We start from the raw sequence: 19,402 nt of genomic DNA, 5'->3' as shown, positions 1-19,402 counted from the left end.
ATTGATGGTGAGGGCCGTGTGACGTCCCTGCCTATCAGTTGATCTCCGCCGCACGGAGTGAGACCGGGAATATTTCTCCGCCCTGTCCTGACCCCGTTATTCTCCTGGACCCGGGAGCCGAATTCCTCGGCGGAAACGTTCGACACGGAGAGTGGCGCGTTGGGCAAGGCCGAGAAGGATCAGCGCCCCTCGGGTGTCACGGTGCACGGCGACAACTCGGGCCCTGTCACGGTGGGGACGAACAACCTCGTCGTCGTCGGCGACCACTGCACGGTGACGAAGTACGGCGTACGGGAGCCCGTGGTCCGTCGGCGCAGCCGGCCCTCCGGCGGTGCCCCGCAGGCCGGTGAACCCGGCGAACTGCTGGCCAGGGACGGCGAACTGGCGGAGCTCGAGGACATGGCCGCCGCCGGGGTGCCCGTGCAGCTCGTGGGCGCGGCGGGTATCGGCAAGACCGCCTTGCTGGAGCGATTCGCCGCCGACCGTGTCGCGGCGGGCAGGGACGTGGTGTTCCTCGACGGCGTCGACTGTCATCCCGAGGACATCCGGCAGAAGTTGTTCGAGGCCTGCTACGACGCGGGGACGGACTACCGGCCGGCTCCCGAGCGCCTGGCGAAGCTGATGCGGTCGGTGCGCGTGCTGGTGATCGTGGACGGCTTCACCGGCACCTCCGCGGACCTGCACACACTGGTGCGCCTCCTGCCCTCCGCTTCTCTGATCGTCTCCTCGACCGCCCGAAAGGCGTGGAGTCATGGCCGGACCCTCCGGCTGTCCGGGCTGGGCCCCGGCCCGGCCCGCGCCCTCGTGGAGCGCGAACTGGGCCGGTCGCTGAGCGAGCACGAGGGCGTTGCCGTCGAGGAGTTCCGCGAGGTGGTGGACGGTCATCCGCTCGCTCTGATCCAGGCGGCCGCCGCGATGGGCGTCGCGGACCAGGGGGTGCCGGGCGATCCGCGCGAACTGGCCCTCGCCCTGGCGACGGGGCTCGGTCCGCAGGATCACGCCGTCCTCGGCGTCCTGCTCTGCCTGGAGGGAATCGCCGTACCCGCGGATGTGGTCGAACTCCTCTCCGGCACGGCAGCCCTGGCGGAGTCCGTCGACCGGCTTCGCCGGGCTCATCTGGTGGAGCAGCGGCCGCGTGGGCTTCGGGCGCTCCTGCCGGCCGCCCGGCTCGTGGCCGAGTCCGCGCGGCCACGGGACGGTGGCTTCGACGCCGGCGCGGCGGCGGGGGGACTCGCCGACTGGGCGTCCGGTTCGGAGGCACGGGCGATCGGCGATCTGGCAGCCGTCGCGGTACGGATCCTCGACTCCGCGGTGGCGTGCGGCGAGCACGCCGCCGCGATCGGCCTGGCTCGCTCCGTCGCACCGGCCCTGTGCCGGACGCTGCGGTGGGGAGCCTGGCGGCAGGTCCTGGCTCTGGGGCGGGCGGCCGCCGAGGCGGCGGGCGCGGCCGGGGACCTCGTGTACTTCGAGCGCGCCGAGGCGGAACGCAAGAGAGCCCTGGGGGCGGTCGCCGGCACGGTACTCGGGATTCTCGGCGGTGGCAGCTTCCTCGTCGGCCGTGGTCTCGCCACGAAGAAGCCCGTGGCCTCGGGCGCCAAGGGCTGTCTGCTGTCTCCCGCGGTTCTGGCGGGCGCCGTGGCCGTCACGATCGCCACGCTCATGGGCCTGCTCGGCTACAACAGCGGCTCGCCGTCGGCTCCCGTCTCCGGGCACGAACAGCCCCGCGCCGTCGAACTGCCCACCTTCGGGCAGCCGCCCACAGCCGCGACGGCCTCCGCGCGCCCCTCTCCCCCGCCCTCCACGGTCCCCGGCCGGCGCACTCGGCCGTCCCTCGACACGACCACCTGGCACCCCGCTCCCGTCGCCTCCTCCCCCGCACGCCCGCCGTCCCCGTCCAGGCCCGCCTCCCGTCGTACCCCCACGACGCCCGGAACCCCCAGGACCCCCACGCCCCATGTGCCGCCGTCCCCGAAGAACCCGCCCACCACATCACCGTCACCGCCCCGGCCGCCGAGCGTCGCGGGGTTCTGGGGCAGGGGCCGGTACCGGATCGAGTTCCCGCTGGACGCGGAAGACTCGACGTGGAACAACATCGAGGTCTCCTACGCCCAGGGCGACGGGACGTGGATCTGGCTGTACGACTGCTGGCCCGACGCCCCGGTCTCCGGTACAGGCCTCGGTTCCGTCGCCATGATGTGCGACATCGTCAACGAGGGTTCGCCCGGCGGGGCCCGGGTCACACACACCGCGGACGACACGGTCGAACTGGTCGTCGACGAACACCCGGATGACTCCGGCACCTACCACCGTATGTAGGCACCTACCACCGTATGCAGCGGGCTCCGACCGGCCACGAACCCCGTCCCCTCGCCCTCCGAGGGCTCCGGTCACCGGCTCGGGAGAGAGCGGGGCAGCCCGAACCACGGGAGCACACTGTTGTCGAATCGGGTCATGGCGCAGATCCGGTCACCGGCGAGCGTGAGGACGTAGAGGCCGACCCCGTGACTGATGCCGTTGGGGGCGCGCAGGTAGGCCCCGAAGGCCGGCTGGCCGTTGGCCCGCGACGGGACGAGGTCGAACCTGCGGCCGGCGTCGAACAGACCGGCGCAGAAGCGGGCCACGATGTCCCGGCCCTGGTATTCGAAGGGCATCGGTGGCATCGACATGAAGACGTCGTCGGTCAGGAGGGCCACCAGTGCCTCGACATCCGCGGACTCCCACGCGCGGACGAACCTCCCGACGATTCCTTCCTCGGCGGGTGAGCCGGCGGCGGGAGGCGGTTGGTGTCCGACGGCCGACGGCCGGCTGCGTCGCAGGCCGGCGCGGGCGCGCTTGAGGGCGCTGTTGACCGAGTCGACGGTCGAATCCAGCATGTCGGCCACTTCGCTCGCCCTGAACCCCAGGACGTCGCGCAGGACGAGGACGGCGAGCTGGCGGGGCGGCAGGGCCTGAAGTGCGGTCACGAAGGCCAGCGAGACGGATTCGGTCTGCTCGTAGCGGGCCTCCGGGCCGAGCGGCGCCTCGGCCGCATCCTCCAGGAGGGCGCCGGGAAACGGCTGCAGCCATACGATCTCGCCGAGCCGGGTCGGCTCGGGCGGTTCAACCCCTGGCACATTCCACTCCTTGGCCGGGCGCCGGGCGGCCGCGCGGCGCGCGTCGAGACACCGATGGGTGGCGATCCGGTAGAGCCAGGTGCGCAGCGAGGCACGCCCTTCGAACCCGGCAAGGCTCTGCCAGGCGGTCAGCAGTGTGTTCTGGAGAGCGTCCTCGGCGTCCTCGAAGGATCCGAGCATGCGATAGCAGTGCACCTGGAGCTCTCGAAGGTGTGGCTCGGTCAGCTCCCTGAACGCGTCACCGTCCCCGGCCCGCGCCCTTTCGATCAGTTCGGCTGCCGCCATCGTCACCGTCTCCTTCTTTCCGCGCCCTGCCGCGCCTCCATCCTGTACAGGCGCCGGCCGGGTGGAGAACTGGGCGGTCGGGCGGCGCCCAGTTCTCCACCCGGCCGGCGCCTGTACCTACGTGGCCGACGACAACGTCGGCGCGAGGAGGGATCGGACATGGGAAAGATCGTGATGAGCGGGCCGCAGAACGTCTCGCTCGACGGAGTGGTCCAGGACCCGGACGGCAAGGAGGGCTTCGAGCTGGGCGGCTGGTTCACCCGGTTCGGCGGTGAGGATCTCGCCGAGTGGAGCAAGATCGCGCTCGAGGAGGCGCTGGGCGCCGAGGCCTGGCTGCTGGGCCGCAAGAGCTACGAGTTCTTCGGGGAGCGGTGGCGGCCCCGGGGCGGCGAGCTGGCGGACCGGTTGAACAGCATGCCCAAGTACGTGGTGTCCTCGACGCTCGAAGAACCCGGCTGGGACAACTCGACGGTTCTGAAGGGCGACGTGGTGACCGAGGTCGCGAAGCTGAAGCGGGAGCTGGACGGGGAGATCGTCGTCCCGGCCAGCTACCGGCTCGGTCGTACGCTGATCGAGCACGACCTCGTCGACGAGGTGCGGATGGTCGTCTTCCCGGTCGTGCTCGGGGCCGGCGAACGGTTCTTCGGCGAGGCCCCCGGCACGAAGCCCCTGCGTTTGGTGGAAGCCAGGACCATCGGTGACGGCCTGGCCTTCCTCACCTACGAGTTCGTCCGAAACTCCTAGCCACCGAGCTGCCGGTGGGTGAGTCGGGCCCGGGGGGGGTCAGAGTGCCGGTTCGGGAAGCTCTCCGGGCTCGACCACGACGACCTCGACACGGGTGCAGCCGACCGCCTCCAGCGCACGCCGACGCCGCGTGGCGGAACGCTTGTCGTAACGGCCGGCCGAAGCCTGCGACGCACCGTCCGGGTCGGTCCACATCAGGCTGTACCGACGTTTCGCAGTCGACATGCAGCCGTCCTCTCTGGCATCACCGGCTCATGGAGGCGCGCCCCGGCCGGTTCATGGTCCATCCGGTCGAGCAGCTTCACATACCCGGAGCCGTACCGGAAGGACTGGCAGAAATTGATACCTCATGGCGCGGTCGGCGGGATGTCATTCCGAGGGCGCTTCGGGGATCTGGGTGGGGCCGTGGCGGTCGAGGGCGTCTTCCAGTTCGGCGCGGATGTCCGGGGGGATGTCGCCTTCGCGTCCCCAGACCAGGATCAGTTCGGCGACGTTGCGGAGCTTGATGTTGGTGTGCTGCGAGACGTCCTTCAGTACGGCCCAGCCCTGGTCCGGGGACACCCGGCCGAGAGCGACCACCATCCCGATGGCCTGGTCCACGACAGCGTGCGATGTGACGGCCTCCTTCAACTGCTGGACTTCCGCCTCAAGTTCGACAACGCGGTCACTGTCGTCGTGCGATGCACTGGATCCCGGTTCCATGAGCCCATCCTCCTGACTCGACCGGCGCGATGCCACCAAGGGCATGACGGCGGCGGCGCATGTCCGGGAACCCTCCCGGGAGTTGTGGACCAGCCTGCCTGTCGGCCCGACGCACGGTGTGACGGGGCCATGCCGTCGGCTCTCGCTTCCCCCGCAGCGCGAGCCCCAACCGTGGCGAGAACCACTGCCGCGGCGTACAACCATGTCGCCGATCTCTGATCGTTACGTCAAGCGACTCTAACGGGCTGGCAAAGTCCGCTGGTTGTGGGCTTGAATGCGGCTCGGCGCGATCGTTGTCGTGGACGCGCCCATGAAGACATGAGGGTGGGAACGAACGTGAAGTCAGTTCCGGGGCGAGTCCTGGTGGGTATCGGCGTGATGACGGCGCTCGCCGCGACGGCCGCGTGCGGCGGGCAGGACACCGACAGCAAGGGCAAGAGCGACAGCGGCAGCTCGAAGAAGCCGGCCGCCACGGCGAAGCCCGCCGCCGAGGAGGGGCTGAAGCCCCTCACCGAGGCGCAGTTGACGAAGGCCGTGATCACCAAGGCGGACCTCAAGGGATACCGCGTCGGCGACACTCCCGACGACGAGATCCCGGAGGTGAGCGTTCCCGCGAATCCCGCCAAGTGCCAGGCTCTCGCCGACATGTTCCTGCTGGGCACCGAGCCCGACGCGACGGCCCGTGTGTCCCGCTCGGTGACCAGCCTGACGGCGACGGATGCCACGGTGCTGCGCGTCGGTCTGCTCGCGCAGAAGGAAGCGGACGCCAAGAAGGTGGTCGCGGACCTGCGCACCCAGAGCGGGACGTGCAGCTCCTACGAGCACACCGACTACCACTACACCGGGGTCAAGCCCGCGAAGGCCCCCGCCCTCGGTGACGAGGCGGTGTCGTACACGATGACCAGCGACATCGACGGAACCAAGATCCCGGTGACCTACACGGTCGTCCGGAGTGGTTCGACCCTGGCCGTCTTCTACGCGATGAACGTCCTGGGCGAGAAGGCCCCCGAGGTGCCGACCAGTGTCGTCGAGGCACAGGTCACGAAGATCAAGAAGACCGTCTGACGGTCCCTGCCCCACACCCGCGAAGGGCCCCGCAGCATGGCTGCGGGGCCCTTCGCCGCAGGCACGCCCATCGCGTCGCGGCGGTCCGGCCCGAGGAAGCCGCGGGCGAAACCGTCCTGCCGATCATCACCGCCCCGTGCACGCGCGGGTTCTCGCACTGCGATCCGGTGGCTTCCCTCGAAGTGCGCGCGGCGCGCCGTACCGAGGAGACCGGCAACCGGGCAACGGCCGATACGACAAGGCCATTTCTGCCGAACCGGCCTTTAGAATCTGCCTGTTGATTCCCTCACGCGCCCCGGCATCCTGGCCCCTACGTCCCGACCCGACGTCCGCTCACGACGGCCGAGCACCTCGTCGGCTCCTGCCCCGCCCGCTCATGGCGTCCCTACGACCGCGCCACCCGTCGACGCCGCCACCGGTCGGCGTCGAGCCCAGCCGTCCCTTCCGCCATCTGACCGCACTCCCTACGACCAAGGAGCACAGGATGCAGGATCGGCCCGAGGATGTGCCTGCGCAGCCCCAGGCGCAGCCGTCACCTCAACCCGGCTCCACCACGCAGCCCGCGCCCGTCCCCGCACCTCAACCGCAGGCGCAGCAGCAGCCGTTACCCCAGCCAAGACCCGAACCCGTGCCGGGCCCGAACCAGAGCGCGACGCCGACGGTCACCTACGGGGCTCCTCTCGCCTACCCTCCGGCCCAGCAGTACGCGTACGGGCAACCGCTCGGTTCTCCCCCGCCGCCCGGCGGCAAGGGCACCGCGGGGCGCGCGGTGCTGTGGGCGGCGGTCGGTGCGGTGGCCGCCTCCGCGCTGTGGGCCGGAGGAATCCTCGTTCTCGGCCCGTTGGGCGACAACGCCGATCTCGCGGGCTACCGGGCCAAGGCCAATCTCTGCTCCGCGGTCGACTACACCGCCTTGAGGACCGAATACGCCGAGGAGGACAACCTCCCCACGCACAGCGCGCTGAAGCACAAGGCGCTCGATCAGAGTTACTGCAGCATCTCCCTGAAGACGTCGTCCAGTTCCTCCTACGCCGATGCGTACCTCTCGGTGGAGATGGACCTGCACAAGAAGACCGACCCGGCCCCCGAGTTCACGGCTGTGTGGTCCGAGTACGCCCAGCGGTACGAGGACTACGAGGTCGAGGAGGTTTCCGGTTTCGGTGACGAGGCGTATCTCGTGACCGAGGACACCACGTCCGGCTCGGGAACCAGCGGCAGCCGGGCGGTGACCCTCGCGGTGCGCGACGGCTGGATGACCTACCAGATGAGCTGGAGCACCTATTCGTCCTCCTACGAGACGACCACCCCGCCCGAGATCAGCGAGGTCTCACGGTGGGTGAAGACCGACACCCGCTCGACCTTGGAGAACCTCCGGCCGGAATGACCGGACATCCGGAGGAGACCCCTGTCCCGCGCGAAACGGGACAGGGCCCTCCCGTACGACCGCACGCGTGCGAGAAGCGTGGTCCGGCGTTCCGTCGGCGGGCCGCGAGGGATCAGAGGCTCTTCCATTCCTGTGCCGCCCGGGCCAGGTGTTCCCACACGGCGGCGAGAGCGGGGCTCGCCGGCATGTCGCGCCGGGACGCCAGGTACAGGGTGTTCAACGGCTCGACCTCCGGCCGGTGCATCTGCACCACCTGACCCGCGGCCAGCGCCGGAGCGGCCAGGTAGCGGGGCAGCACGGAGATGCCCATGCCGGACACCACCGCGGCCAGCACGGCGCGCAGGTCCGGGACGACGACGGCGACCTGATTGGGCGGCCGGCGCCCGAACTCGCTGCGCCAGTACCGCCGGATGATCGGAAGATCGGCCGCGTAGGCCACCAGCGGCATGGGGGCCAGTGCGGCGACCGGGTCCGCCGCCAGCCGCTCCCGGTCCACGGCGTGCGCCAGCGCGGGCGGCCCCACCAGGAGGAACTCCTCGTCCACCAGCGGTGCCACCGACAGCCCCTCCTGCCGGGGGCGGACCGCGGAGACGACCAGGTCGAGCCTTGCCGCCGTCAGTGCCGCCAGCAGTTCCCCGGCCAGGCCCAGCGTCACCCGGATCCGTAGGCCGCGGGCGGAGAGCGGCGCCAGGGCGGGAAGCACCTGAAGAGCCATCACCTCGGCTGCTCCGCCGAGGTGAATCGTGCCCTCCAGCATGCTGTCCTCCCCCGAAGGGGCCAGGGCGGTACGCAGTCCGTCGACATGCAGGCCGACGCGGGCGGCCAGCGCCGCCGCCCGGGGCGTCGGCCGGGCTCCTTTGCTCGACCGCACGAACAGCGGCTCGCCCAGCTGCTCCTCGAGACGGGCGAGCTGTCCGGTGACCGCCGGCTGGCTCACGCCCAGCCGCGCGGCCGCCGCGGAGAGCGAACCGGTGCGGTAGATCTCGAGGAACGTCGCCAGTAGGTCCAGGCCGGGCATGGGCACCTCCGTCCATCACTTCATCCATCACTGAGCTTATGAAAGGCCCCGGTCGATCCAATCCTAGTGATGGACTCGGCGCCCGGGCACGGCCACCGGCCGTGCGACGCCTTACGGCACATCCGCGGGAAACGGGCCACCCATGGTCCATAACTCTTCTTATGGCGCGGCGGAGGCGGCAGGGCATTTCCGTGATGAATGCTGGGGTTGTCCTGAGCACCGCGGTACTGCGGTCCGCAGGGTCCAGGTACCGCCTCCAGAGTCGCCCCACAGATAAGAGCAGGTATTCCGATGTCGAAGATCCTCATGATCGTCTCAGCCGCCGACAGCTTGGTCCTGGCCGACGGATCCACCCATCCGACGGGCTTCTGGGCCGAAGAGGTCGCCGCCTCCCACAAGGTGCTGCGCGCCGCCGGAGCACAGGTGGACATCGCCACCCCCGGGGCTGTCCGCCCGACGGTCGACGCCCTCAGCCTCGACTCCCGCGGCGGTGTGTCCGAGGCCGACGCCCAGGAGTTCCGCGCCTACCTCGACACCATCGCCGACCAGCTCTCCAGCCCGCTGAAGCTGGCCGACGTACGCCTGAGCGACTACGACGCGCTCTACATTCCCGGCGGTCACGCGCCGATGGCGGACCTCGCTCACGACACCGATCTCGGTCGGCTCCTCAACGAGGCCGACGCCCAGGGCACGATCGTCGCCGCCCTGTGCCACGGCGTCGCCGCCCTGCTCAGCGCCACCACGCCGGACGGCGGCTTCACGTACGCGGGCCGCGCCCTCACCTCCTTCGCCGACGAGGAGGAGCGCCAGGGAGGCCTCGGCGACAACACCCCCTTCTACCTGGAGAGCGTGCTGCGCGAGCGTGGTGCCACGGTCGAGACCGGGGCGCCGTGGAGCAACAAGGTCGTCGTGGACGGCAAGCTGATCACCGGCCAGAACCCCCAGTCCAGCACCGGTACGGCCGAGGCCACCCTGAAGGCCCTGGCCGGCCGCTGAGTCGTGCCCGGGCTCGGCCCGGGCTGACAGCCGCGGAGGCGTGACACGCCTCCGCGGCGCTCGCCGTGCCTCGTCGGCGGTTCCCGGAACCAGATGGCCCGATGGGCGGAAGCCCCACCAAGTTCCCTTCCATGGGAGGCTGTTGGCGGTCGTTCGCAGTGGAGCAGCGGACCGCGAGGGGGATCGTCAGGTGTCATGTCCGACGAGCGGGGCAGCGGAGGCACTGTCATGAGCGGCGCGACGGCGTGGATCGCCGGCGGCTGGCTGCTCGGTTTCGGCGCGGTCCACGCCTGGCTGTACGCGGCATGGTGGCGACGTACACGGCATGAGCGGAAGTTCCTGCGTGGCATCCGGGCAGCGGATGTGGAGCCGATACAAGCGGCATGGTGGCTCGGCGCCTCGTGGAAGGGCGCACCACCCCAGCAGGAAGGGTACGCGGCAGAGGTGGCCGCGAGCCTGCTGATCCTGGCCGGGGACGCCGAGATCGACCGCGACGGTCGGATCACCGTGCCGCACAGGCGGTTCCGCGGTCAGAAGGATCCGGTCCTCGCCGCGCTCATGAGACTCGTGCACCTCCACAAGGGGGCCACGGTGGACGTACTGCTCACCGACCCTCGTTTCCGGAAGGTTCTCCAGACCCGTCGTGCGCCCCTGCGCAGCAGGTTCGGCTCCTACCGCTTCTCTGCCCTGACCGCTGCCTTCGTCACGGCGTTCGGCATGTCCATGCATGCGATGATCATGCGCTGCGCCGTCCCCGGGCTGCCCGATCGGGACCCTGGCTGGTGGACCATGGCATGGATGCCGCTGTGGGCCGTGCTGGCCGCCGTCTCGGCGATCTGGCCCCAGGAGCTGGCCCGTCCCTGGCCCCGGTTCACCCGCCGCTGCCGTACCGCCGTCACCCGGGCTCTGGCCGGCCAGAGCCCGGACACACGCTTCCGGGTGTCCATCAGTGCGTCCGGCCGGCGCCCGTCCATGAACTCCCGGGAAGCCGGCTGACCGGGCCTCGCCGCGGACAGCGTCCGCGGCGAGGCCCGTCGACGCCTACGGGAGTCGAAGGACCTCCCGCCCGCCGCCTGTGCTCTCGTGAAGCCGGATTCGGATCGCGGTGGGCGACGGGGCCGTCGCGCAGTCCGGAATCATCCGGCTGCGCCGACCGGCCGCCCCGGGACGGCCGGTTCGGGCCGGCGGGCGAGCAGTCGGGTCAGCAGCGGCACGGCGTGTGCCGCGTCGGGGGCCTGGGCCAGGGGCAAATGGGCGATGTCCCCGGGGAGTTCCATGCGGTCGCGCGGAATGGCGAGGACGGGCATACCGGCGGCGGTCGCGGAGCGGATGCCGTTCGGGGAGTCCTCGACGGCCAGGCAGCACGACGGCGGGACGCCGATGGCGGCCGCCGCGCGCAGGTAGGGGTCGGGGGCGGGTTTGGCCCGGGCGACGTCCTCGCCGCACACCACGGCGCTCACGTCCCGGGCGAGTCCGAGGTGTTCGAGTGCGGCCAGGACGAAGCGGCGCGGGCTGGCGGTGGCCACCCCGACGGGCCCGTGCCGGACGGCCTCGCGGAACAGCTCCACGGCTCCGGGCAGGGCCTGGATGCGGCCGGCCGCGCAGGCGTCGGCCATCACGTCCGTGCATGCCTCGACGACCTCGGCGGTGTCCACCGGGCCGCCGCACAGTCCGGCGACGTAGGACGCCCAGTGGCCGTTGCCGTGCAGTGCGGTGCCGTCCCGCGGCCGCCAGCGGTGACCGTGGCGGGCGGTGAAATCGGCGCAGACACGTTCCCAGGCGTCGCCGGTGTCGATGAGGGTGTCGTCGAGATCGAAGACCGTCGCGCTCAGCACGCCGTTCACACCGCGGCCGGAGCGGGGTCCGCATCACGCAGATGCTGGGAGAGCTGCTCGATGGAGACGAGTGCCAGCCCGTGCCGGTCGGCGAAAGCACGCAGCCGTTCGAAACGTGCGAGGGAGCCGTCGTCCTCGCAGACCTCGCTGAGTACGCCGACCGGTGCCAGCCCGGCCAGGCGCAGCAGGTCCACGGTGGCCTCGGTGTGGCCGCGCCGTTCGGCGACCCCGCCGGGCCGGGCCCGTAGCGGGAACATGTGCCCGGGGCGGACCAGTTGTCCGGGCAGGGTCGAGGCGTCGGCCAGCGTCCGCGCCGTCGCCGCCCGGTCGGCGGCCGAGATCCCCGACCCGGTGCCCGCCGCGTCCGCGGAGACGGTGTAGGCGGTCGTGCTGATCGGATCCGTGCCCGGGGCGGGCTCCACCATGAGCGGCAACCGGAGCCGGTCGGCGATCTCGCCCGTCCTCGGGACGCAGATCAGCCCGCTGGTGAAGCGGACGAAGAAGCCCATGGTCTCCGCGGTGGCGAACTGGGCTGCCATGACCAGGTCGCCCTCGTTCTCCCGGTCCTCGTCGTCGACCACGACGACCGGGCGCCCGGCCCGCAGTTCGCCGACGGCGACGGCGACGGCGAGGGGGTCAAGCGTCCGTCACTTCCCAACTGATGTCACTCTGTCCAGCCCTTCTCGATCTTGATCTTCCGGCGTTGGCATCGGCCGGCCGGTGGTCCGGCTTGAGAAGCGGCACTCCAACAGGTGAGTCGGCAGATGAACGGCCCCTGCTGGTAAGGGTTGAGAGCCATCCGCACGCCCCCTTTGACCGCCGGGGCACACCCTGGCGCACGGACGATGGCTGCGGGTGTTCTCGTACACCGGGCAGGAGCGGATGTCTCTCGCGAGCCCGCTCTTGATCCCTCCCGTTCGGCTTCGGCCGGTGATCAGTTACGCTGCGGCCCGTCGATCACGAGGGAAAACATGTTCAAGCGACTTGCCACGGCCGCGGTGACGGCTGTTCTGATAGCCGGGCTGGGTGCGTGCGGCAACGGGACTGACGTCCACGACGAGGGATCGGACCACTCGGCCGGCGTCGGCCAGGACAGCGGGAACGCCGCCGGGGAGCGCCGGCCGGACACGGCCGCCCCGGCCGACGCGAGCGTCTTCGGCCTCCGTGACGAGGTCCGCCACCGCGCGGCCCTGACCACCCGGGGCAAGCGGCCGCACACGACGAAGAAGTGCACCACGGCCACCCGGCGGGTCAAGCACACGACGAGCACCGGCTCGGGCGCCAAGCGGCGTACCCGCACCTGGTATTCGACCGAGCACTCCAAGAGCTGCAAGCAGGTCCGCAGCGGAACCGAGACCTACACGCGTGTCGTCCGGCGGGAACAGTGGTGTGTCAGCCTGGACGACGTGAGCGGCGACAGGAACAAGGACGACGTCTGGTACCAGGTCAGCAGAACGACCTACGACGCGGCCATCGGCACGGACGAGCACGCGCGTATGGACTTCACCCCCAAGGACACCGGCTGCTGACCCGGAATCACACGCCGGGCCGGCCGAACCGGGCCTGAAGAAGGACGAGTACGAGCGCGCCCGGACCAGGGTCCCGGCGCCGCTCGTACCCGCCGCCCGGCGAAACTGTCATGATCCGCGTCGCCCGAGGCGAAACCGGTCCGCCGGCGCCCGGCGACAGCCCCGGACCCCCGAGCGGCCCCGGACGGCACAGGTAACGAGACACACCGAGGACGGGCGCCCCACCGGCCCCGCCCGGGCGGTTCATCCGTCCGGACGCGTCCCGTCCCGCAACGGGAAGGCCATCACGCTCACGCCCAGCGGGACAGTGCCCGGCGTGTGCGGCGGCCGGGCCGCTTCGTGGAGCTCGGTGGCGAGCTCGGCGAGTCGCTGCCGGACGTTCTGCCAGGTTTGGGGATCCACCCACAGCTCGGCGTCCACGGTGACGCCCTCACCTCCCTCCGCACGTCGCCGGGCACGTTCCCGAAGGGTGTGCGCCATGGTCTCGGCCAGCATCGGGGTTCCCTCGTGCTGGTCGGAGAGTGGCGTGCCCTGGACGGTGCGGTAGCGGCGCTCCCTGCCGCCGCGGCGGGTGCGTTCCTCCGCCAGCTCGACCAGACCCACCGCGTCCAGGCGCCGCAGGTGCTGGCTGGCCAGCGCGTGAGAGATGTCCAACTCGCGGGCGAGCTCGGCGGCCGACATCGGCCCCGGCCACATGAGGCTGAGCATCCGCAGCCGCAAGGGGTGGGCGAGCGCGCGCAGCACGGGATCGGTTTCGGTCACGCGGGCCAGTAAAGCGCATGCCTGGCGCCCGTGAACCCTTACCACCAAGCAAATGATTGGGGGTAGGTTGTGCGGCCTGACGCACTGAAGGGCGAGGGAATGAGCTGGAACACGCCGAAGGTCTTCCGGGACCGCAACGCGCGTCTCTATCTGGGCGGAGTGATCGTCTCCGGTTTCGGCAACTCGGCCATGGCGCTGGCCGCCGGAATCTGGGTCAAGACGCTCACCGGTTCCAGCAGCCTCGCCGCGCTCGTCGGCTTCTGCATGTGGCCGCCGACCTTCGCGGGACCCGTGCTCGGCACCGTGGCGGACCGGGTGCGCCGACGTCCGCTCCTGGTCACGACCAACCTGGCCCTGGCCGCCGTCATGACCGCGCCGCTCTTCGTGCGTTCACAGGAACAGGTCTGGCTGCTGTTCGCCGTGCCGACCCTGGTCGGAGCGGGCATGGTGCTCACTGACGCGGCCGAGACCGCCCTGGTGGCGGCCGCCGTGCCGGACGAACTGCGCGGGGACTTCAACGGCCTGGTGCTCACCGCCCTCGAGGGCATGAAGCTGCTCGCTCCGCTGGCCGGCGCGAGCCTGTTCACCTCGTTCGGCGGCCGGACCGTGGCACTGCTGGACGCGGCCAGCTTCGTCCTGGCCGCGGCCGCCTTCGGGCTGATCCGGGTACGGGAAGCCTCGCCCGCACCGCGCACCGGGCGGGCGTGGACCGCCGGGACCGCCGAAGGCGCCCGCTACCTGCGGCGGCACCCGGCACTGCGTTCGCTGGTCATCACCAGCGGCACGACCATGATGCTGGCCGGCGTCAGCAGCACGGCCACGTACGCGATGCTCGATGCCGGGCTCCACCGGTCCCCGGCCTTCGCGGGCGTGCTCACCTCGCTCCAGGGGCTCGGCTCGGTGGTCAGCGGGCTGGCGGCCGGTGCGCTGATGCGCCGGATTCCTGAACGCACCTTCTCGGCCGCCGGACTCGCCCTCTTCGCGCTCGGCGTGCTGGCGCGGGCGACTCCCTGGCTGCCCGTCACGCTCTGCGGCAGTCTGCTCATCGGCCTGGGCATGCCCTGCCCGCTCATCGCGGCACTGACAGCCGTCCAGAAGTACACCCCGTCCGAGTTGCTCGGCAGGGTCGCGGCGACGGCCAACACCGTGATGTACGCGCCCACCGGGCTCGCCCTGCTCCTGGGCTCGGGCATGGTGGCCGTCTTCGACTACCGGGTGCAGCTCCTCGCCGCCGGCATGTCCGGCCTGGCCGCGGCATCCGTGCTCACGGTGAAAGGCCGCGCAGATCGGGCCACGGCATCAGCCGGCACCCGGGCCATGCCCGAAGTCCAGGAAGGGTGACACCGCGCGGCGGCGCCCGGACCGCGTGGCCCTCAGGTGCGGAGATCAGGTGCGGAGATTCCTGGTGGGGGTGCGAATGCCGTTACTTGGACGTAACGGTTCCGCAACCTTGACTGTATTGGTCCAGTCCAATAACGTCACCCCCGCACAGAACCCCACAGTATTCAACTCCCCCCAACCGTCACTTTGTTGACGGACCATCACCCCCTCCCGGGAGGGCCCCCGTGGTTTCCCGACGTTCCTTCCTGACCGGAGCCGCTGCCGTCACCGGCACAGCCGCGCTCAGCCCGTTCTCACCGGTCTCGCCGTTGACGTCCACTGCGGCGGCGGCAGGAGTCTCACTCCCCGTGAAACTGGCGAACAACTCCGGCCACGACACCGTCTACGCCTACATATCCGGCACCGACAGCAGCGGCTGGCCGGTCTTCGTCTCGGCGAGCGGCGCCCTGAACCGGCTGCCCAACCCGTCGTCCGCGGTGACCCCCATCGCCGACTACTCCATCCCGCTGGGCGCCTCCGGCTCGGCCGCCACCACCGTCAACCTGACCAACTACATCATCAGCGGCCGCGTCTACTTCTCGGTCGGGAAGAAGCTCCAGTTCTTCGTCAACCCGGGCGCCGTGCCCGGCGTGGTGCAGCCCGCCCTGGTCAGTGCCGACCCCAACTGGTCGACCAACTGGACGTTCTGCGAGTTCACCTTCAACAGCGCCAACCTCTACGCGAACATCTCCTACGTGGACATGGTGGCGCTGCCGATCTCGATGTCCAGCACCGGCAGCGGGGGCAACCAGTCGGTCAGCCCGCTGCCCTCCGGCGCCCTCGCCTCCATCGCCTCGGGTCTGCAGGCCCAGCACGCCGCCGACGGAGCCCCCTGGGACAGGCTGGTGGCCACCGACTCCTCCGGTGGTGTGCTGCGTGTCATGGCGCCGGCGCACTCGCCGGTGGACTTCGGCGGCTACTGGGACGACTACCTCAACCGGGTCTGGAGCCACTACACCTCCAACCCGCTGACCATCAACGGCCAGGGCAGCATCGGTTCCTACACCGGCAAGGTCTCCGGCAACGCCATCGTCTTCTCCGGTCTCAACACCAACGGCGTGCCCTTCACCAAGCCGAGCGCCACCGACATCTTCGGCTGCGCGTCCGGTCCCCTCTACAACTCCGGCGGGGACGCCCGCGGGGCGATCGCCGCCCGCCTCTCCGCCGCACTCAACCGCAGCTCACTGCTGGTCACGGGCGGAAACAACAACCCCGACGGCGTGACGCCCGCCCAGTACTACACGGACGCGATCACCAACCACTACGCACGGCTGGTCCACAAGTACGCCAGCATCGGCTACGCCTTCCCCTACGACGACGTCGGCCCCACCGGCTCGGCCCCCGTCGACGGACACATCCAGGACGGGGCGCCCACCTCGTGGAGCATCACCCTGGGCGCCGGGGGCTCCGGGGGAGGATCGGGGGGCGGCTCGGGCAACGTCAGCGCCTACAGCACCATCCAGGCCGAGTCCTACTCGGCGCAGAGCGGGACCACCACCGAGGCCTGCTCCGACTCCGGCGGCGGCAGCGACGTGGGCTACATCGCGAACGGCGACTGGCTCAAGTTCTCGTCCGTCGACTTCGGTTCGGCCTCCCCGAACCAGTTCAAGGCCCGGCTGGCATCCGGCGCCGCCGCCGGCGTCAGCGGTGCCGTCCAGGTACGGCTCGACAGCACCGGCGGCACGAAGATCGCCGAGATCAACTTCGCCAACAACGGCGGCTGGCAGAACTGGCAGACCGTTCCCGCGAACATCGTCGCCTCCGCCACCGGAGTCCACGACGTGTACCTGGTCTTCTCCGGCAGCAGTTCCGACTTCACCAACATCAACTGGTTCACCTTCACCAGCTGACCCGCACGTTTCAGCGGTGCGACCGCCCCACAAGGGCGGTCGCACCGTCGTCTCGCCGTGTTGTCGCCCCGTTCCCGCGCCGCATGGACCGACCTCGCTCGCGGCCCGGGCCCCGGCGTCAGTGGGCGATGCCGTCGATCAGTTCACGGGCGCCCTGTCGCAGCAGAGCCAGCGCGACGGAAGCACCGAGGTCCGACGGGCTGAGCCGCCCGGCCCATTCGTGGGCGTTCAGGACGGTCTTTCCGTCCGGGCTGAACACGCAGGCCCGCAGCGACAGATCGCCCCGGGACGCCTTCGCGTATCCGGCGATCGGGCTGTTGCAGTGGCCTTGGAGGACGTGCAGGAACATCCGCTCCGCCGTGGTCTCCCGATAAGTGCCGGGATCGTTCAGTCCGCTGACGATGCCGATCGTGGAAATATCCGCCTCACGGCACTGAAGAGCCAGGACGCCGGCCCCGATCGGCGGGCACATCGTCTCGGTCGACAGCACCTCGGTGATCATGTCCGGCCGGCCGATGCGCTCCAGTCCAGAGGCCGCCAGCAGCAGTGCGTCGACCTCGCCCGCGGCGAGCTTGTCCAGGCGGCGGTTGGCGTTGCCGCGAAACGGAACGCATTCCAGATGCGGGTGGGAGGCGGCGAGTTGAGCGACCCTGCGCACCGAGGACGTTCCGATCCGGGTCCCCGCGGGGAGCTCGTCGAGGAGCAGACCGCCGGGATGGACGAGGGCGTCACGGATGTCGTCACGCTTGAGGAACGCCGCGAAGGTCGTCCCGGCGGGCAGCGGCCTGTCCGCGGGCACGTCCTTGACGCAGTGCACCGCGAGGTCCGCCTCCCCGGCGACGAGAGCGGCGTCGACCTCCTTGGTGAACGCCCCCTTGCCCTCGACCTGGGAGAGATCTCCCATCCATTTGTCGCCGGTCGTCTTGACCGGGATCACCACCGTGCGGAGTTCAGGATGAAGCACGCCGAGCTCGGCGCGGACGCGCTCCACCTGGGCCAGGGCCATGGGCGAGTCACGGGAGACGATGCGGATCAGCTCAGGAGCGGACATGTCGTACACAATAGTGCGTCGGAGCCGGACTCCTCCCGTCAATCCGGAGGTCCACACCGACGGCGTACCAAGGACGTTGGGGGCGCGCGGACAGCCGCCTCAGCTCGGTGCGGCGCCGCGGCGTCGTACCGCGGAACGTGCCACCGGACAGCGATGAGCGGATGCCAGCCTGTCCAACTCCTCCGATCCCCGGCAGCCTTGTCTTGGGCACCCGCCCACTCCCCAATCTGGAGGGGTCCGCGATCTGGAGGGGTCCGCGCCGTGCGGGGCGCCCGGCCTTCCGTCAGTGGTCGTCGCCGCCGTGGCCGCCACGATGCCGGCCGCGGCCACGTCCACCGTCGTCACCGGCGTGGTCGTCCCCCACGTTCAGGTGGTCGTCGCCGGTGGCGTGGACACCGTGGTCGTCACCAGGAGCGTCGTCCTGTCCGCCGGTTCCGCGACCGCGGTCGTCCCCCGCGTCATGGCCGACGCGGTCGTCTCCGCCGGTGTGCACGCCGTGGTCGTCACCCGGGCCGTCGTCGCCGCCGCGACGGTCCAGGGTGACGGCGCCCGTGCGGCTGTCGACGCGCACTTCGCGGCGGACGCCGTCGGCGCCGACGATGTGCACCTCCCAGAGACCCGGGTGGTCCCCGTCGAGTTCGACCTCGACGACGGTACCCGGGTACGCCTTCCGCGCGGCGGCAGCCACCTGGGCGGCCGTCAGGGAGGCCGACGACGGGGACGATGCGGGCGCCGGCGACGCCGTGGCGGACGGCCGGTACTCGGGACCGCCACCGTGCCGGTCGGTGCCTCCCGTCGCGAGCGCCGAGTACCCACCGCCGCCGATGAGCACGGCGGCCACGAAGACGGTGGCGATGGAAGCGGTGCGCTTCATGGCGAACCTCCCCGGCCGGAGAACCACCCGGCCTGTGTCGTATCTGTGTCATGCCTGTTGGATGTCGCCAATGTGCCTGGGGAAAGCTGAAGGGCACCTGAAGCCACCTGAAGATCCCTTCAGGTTCTGTTTGGGAGGCTGGGCACATGCGCCTGTTGATCGTGGAGGACGAGATGCGGCTCGCCGTCTCGTTGGCCAAGGGCCTGCGGGCCGAGGGCTTCGCCGTGGACGTCGTCCATGACGGGACCGAGGGACTCCACCTGGCCTCGGAAGGCGTTCACGACCTGGTGCTGCTCGACATCATGCTGCCGGGCCTCAACGGCTATCGCGTCTGCGCGGCCCTGCGCGCGGCGGGCCACAACATGCCGATCCTGATGCTCACGGCCAAGGACGGCGAGTACGACGAGGCCGAGGGCCTGGACACCGGCGCCGACGACTACCTCACGAAACCGTTCTCGTACGTCGTGCTGGTGGCGCGGGTGAAGGCGCTGCTGCGCCGCAGCGGCACCGCCGGCGCCTCGCCCGTCCTGCGGGTCGGGGGGCTCGTCGTCGACACCGCCACTCGCCGCGTGTGCCGGGACGAGACGGAAGTGACGCTCACCGCCAAGGAGTTCGCCGTGCTGGAACAACTCGCGACACGGGCCGGGCAGGTGGTCGGCAAGCCCGAGATCCTGGAGCACGTCTGGGACTTCGCCTACGACGGCGACCCGAACATCGTCGAGGTGTACGTCAGCACGCTGCGCCGCAAACTCGGCACCGACGCGATCCAGACCGTACGCGGCGCCGGCTACCGGATGGCAGCCTCGTGAAGCGG

Annotated in this window: 18 protein-coding genes and 1 pseudogene; 10 read left to right on the top strand and 9 right to left on the bottom strand. The window is 70.7% G+C overall.

The window, feature by feature from the left end:
- Window positions 1–159: 159 nt before the first annotated feature.
- On the top strand, window positions 160–2,316 hold the full coding sequence (locus tag OG485_RS41335) for a hypothetical protein (RefSeq protein WP_328673998.1): 2,157 nt from the start codon (window positions 160–162) through the stop codon (window positions 2,314–2,316).
- Between the two features lie 71 nt (window positions 2,317–2,387).
- Here the strand turns inward: OG485_RS41335 and OG485_RS41330 are convergent, their stop codons facing one another.
- Window positions 2,388–3,398 carry a sigma-70 family RNA polymerase sigma factor gene (locus tag OG485_RS41330; protein ID WP_328673997.1) on the bottom strand — a complete coding sequence of 337 codons (1,011 nt, stop codon included), beginning with the start codon at window positions 3,396–3,398 and terminating at the stop codon, window positions 2,388–2,390.
- A gap of 159 nt (window positions 3,399–3,557) precedes the next feature.
- Here OG485_RS41330 and OG485_RS41325 point away from each other — a divergent pair, with 159 nt between their 5' ends.
- A complete protein-coding gene (locus tag OG485_RS41325; RefSeq protein WP_328673996.1) occupies window positions 3,558–4,142 on the top strand; it encodes a dihydrofolate reductase family protein in 585 nt (194 codons plus the stop codon).
- Between the two features lie 39 nt (window positions 4,143–4,181).
- Here the strand turns inward: OG485_RS41325 and OG485_RS41320 are convergent, their stop codons facing one another.
- Window positions 4,182–4,367 (bottom strand): hypothetical protein, encoded by a 186-nt coding sequence (locus OG485_RS41320; RefSeq protein WP_328444084.1) that lies wholly within the window; start codon window positions 4,365–4,367, stop codon window positions 4,182–4,184.
- A 144-nt stretch (window positions 4,368–4,511) separates the two neighbouring features.
- Window positions 4,512–4,844 (bottom strand): ANTAR domain-containing protein, encoded by a 333-nt coding sequence (locus OG485_RS41315; protein ID WP_328673995.1) that lies wholly within the window; start codon window positions 4,842–4,844, stop codon window positions 4,512–4,514.
- Between the two features lie 336 nt (window positions 4,845–5,180).
- On the opposite strand from OG485_RS41315, the gene OG485_RS41310 reads away from it, so the two are divergent.
- Window positions 5,181–5,909 carry a hypothetical protein gene (locus OG485_RS41310; protein ID WP_328673994.1) on the top strand — a complete coding sequence of 243 codons (729 nt, stop codon included), beginning with the start codon at window positions 5,181–5,183 and terminating at the stop codon, window positions 5,907–5,909.
- A gap of 484 nt (window positions 5,910–6,393) precedes the next feature.
- Window positions 6,394–7,293 carry a hypothetical protein gene (locus OG485_RS41305; protein ID WP_328673993.1) on the top strand — a complete coding sequence of 300 codons (900 nt, stop codon included), beginning with the start codon at window positions 6,394–6,396 and terminating at the stop codon, window positions 7,291–7,293.
- A 112-nt stretch (window positions 7,294–7,405) separates the two neighbouring features.
- On the opposite strand, the gene OG485_RS41300 is transcribed toward OG485_RS41305, so the two are convergent.
- On the bottom strand, window positions 7,406–8,311 hold the full coding sequence (locus OG485_RS41300; RefSeq protein WP_328673992.1) for a LysR family transcriptional regulator: 906 nt from the start codon (window positions 8,309–8,311) through the stop codon (window positions 7,406–7,408).
- A 291-nt stretch (window positions 8,312–8,602) separates the two neighbouring features.
- Here OG485_RS41300 and OG485_RS41295 point away from each other — a divergent pair, with 291 nt between their 5' ends.
- Together OG485_RS41295 and OG485_RS41290 are read left to right on the top strand one after the other, a co-directional pair.
- Entirely contained in the window at window positions 8,603–9,307 is a 705-nt protein-coding gene (locus tag OG485_RS41295) for a type 1 glutamine amidotransferase domain-containing protein (RefSeq protein ID WP_328673991.1), read from the top strand.
- Window positions 9,308–9,535: 228 nt separating this feature from the next.
- Window positions 9,536–10,303, top strand: coding sequence for a hypothetical protein (locus OG485_RS41290; RefSeq protein WP_328673990.1), 768 nt, complete (start codon window positions 9,536–9,538; stop codon window positions 10,301–10,303).
- Window positions 10,304–10,443: 140 nt separating this feature from the next.
- Here OG485_RS41290 and OG485_RS41285 read toward each other — a convergent pair whose 3' ends face one another.
- Complete coding sequence (locus tag OG485_RS41285) at window positions 10,444–11,142, bottom strand: HAD family hydrolase (protein WP_328673989.1); 699 nt, start codon at window positions 11,140–11,142, stop codon at window positions 10,444–10,446.
- Between the two features lie 5 nt (window positions 11,143–11,147).
- Window positions 11,148–11,756: pseudogene (gene ribB, locus OG485_RS41280) on the bottom strand (3,4-dihydroxy-2-butanone-4-phosphate synthase); the annotation flags it as partial.
- Window positions 11,757–12,113: 357 nt separating this feature from the next.
- On the opposite strand from ribB, the gene OG485_RS41275 reads away from it, so the two are divergent.
- On the top strand, window positions 12,114–12,671 hold the full coding sequence (locus OG485_RS41275) for a hypothetical protein (RefSeq protein ID WP_328673988.1): 558 nt from the start codon (window positions 12,114–12,116) through the stop codon (window positions 12,669–12,671).
- A gap of 243 nt (window positions 12,672–12,914) precedes the next feature.
- Here OG485_RS41275 and OG485_RS41270 read toward each other — a convergent pair whose 3' ends face one another.
- A complete protein-coding gene (locus OG485_RS41270; RefSeq protein ID WP_328673987.1) occupies window positions 12,915–13,433 on the bottom strand; it encodes an ArsR/SmtB family transcription factor in 519 nt (172 codons plus the stop codon).
- Between the two features lie 99 nt (window positions 13,434–13,532).
- Between OG485_RS41270 and OG485_RS41265 the strand changes: the two genes are divergently transcribed.
- Window positions 13,533–14,774 carry an MFS transporter gene (locus OG485_RS41265; protein ID WP_328673986.1) on the top strand — a complete coding sequence of 414 codons (1,242 nt, stop codon included), beginning with the start codon at window positions 13,533–13,535 and terminating at the stop codon, window positions 14,772–14,774.
- Window positions 14,775–14,998: 224 nt separating this feature from the next.
- Window positions 14,999–16,663, top strand: coding sequence for a beta-1,3-glucanase family protein (locus OG485_RS41260; protein ID WP_328673985.1), 1,665 nt, complete (start codon window positions 14,999–15,001; stop codon window positions 16,661–16,663).
- Window positions 16,664–16,781: 118 nt separating this feature from the next.
- Here OG485_RS41260 and hemC read toward each other — a convergent pair whose 3' ends face one another.
- The gene (gene hemC / locus OG485_RS41255; protein WP_328673984.1) at window positions 16,782–17,714 is read right to left on the bottom strand and encodes a hydroxymethylbilane synthase; all 933 of its coding nucleotides are present in this window, start codon (window positions 17,712–17,714) and stop codon (window positions 16,782–16,784) included.
- A 283-nt stretch (window positions 17,715–17,997) separates the two neighbouring features.
- Complete coding sequence (locus OG485_RS41250; RefSeq protein ID WP_328673983.1) at window positions 17,998–18,588, bottom strand: PepSY domain-containing protein; 591 nt, start codon at window positions 18,586–18,588, stop codon at window positions 17,998–18,000.
- Between the two features lie 146 nt (window positions 18,589–18,734).
- Between OG485_RS41250 and OG485_RS41245 the strand changes: the two genes are divergently transcribed.
- Window positions 18,735–19,397: a response regulator transcription factor gene (locus OG485_RS41245; protein WP_328673982.1), complete on the top strand. Its 663-nt coding sequence runs from the start codon at window positions 18,735–18,737 to the stop codon at window positions 19,395–19,397.
- The last annotated feature ends 5 nt before the right edge of the window (window positions 19,398–19,402 follow it).

Origin of the sequence: Streptomyces sp. NBC_00328 (genome assembly GCF_036139655.1) — a bacterium.
Taxonomy (GTDB): Bacteria; Actinomycetota; Actinomycetes; order Streptomycetales; family Streptomycetaceae; genus Streptomyces.
This window is presented reverse-complemented; position numbering and strand designations above follow the sequence as displayed.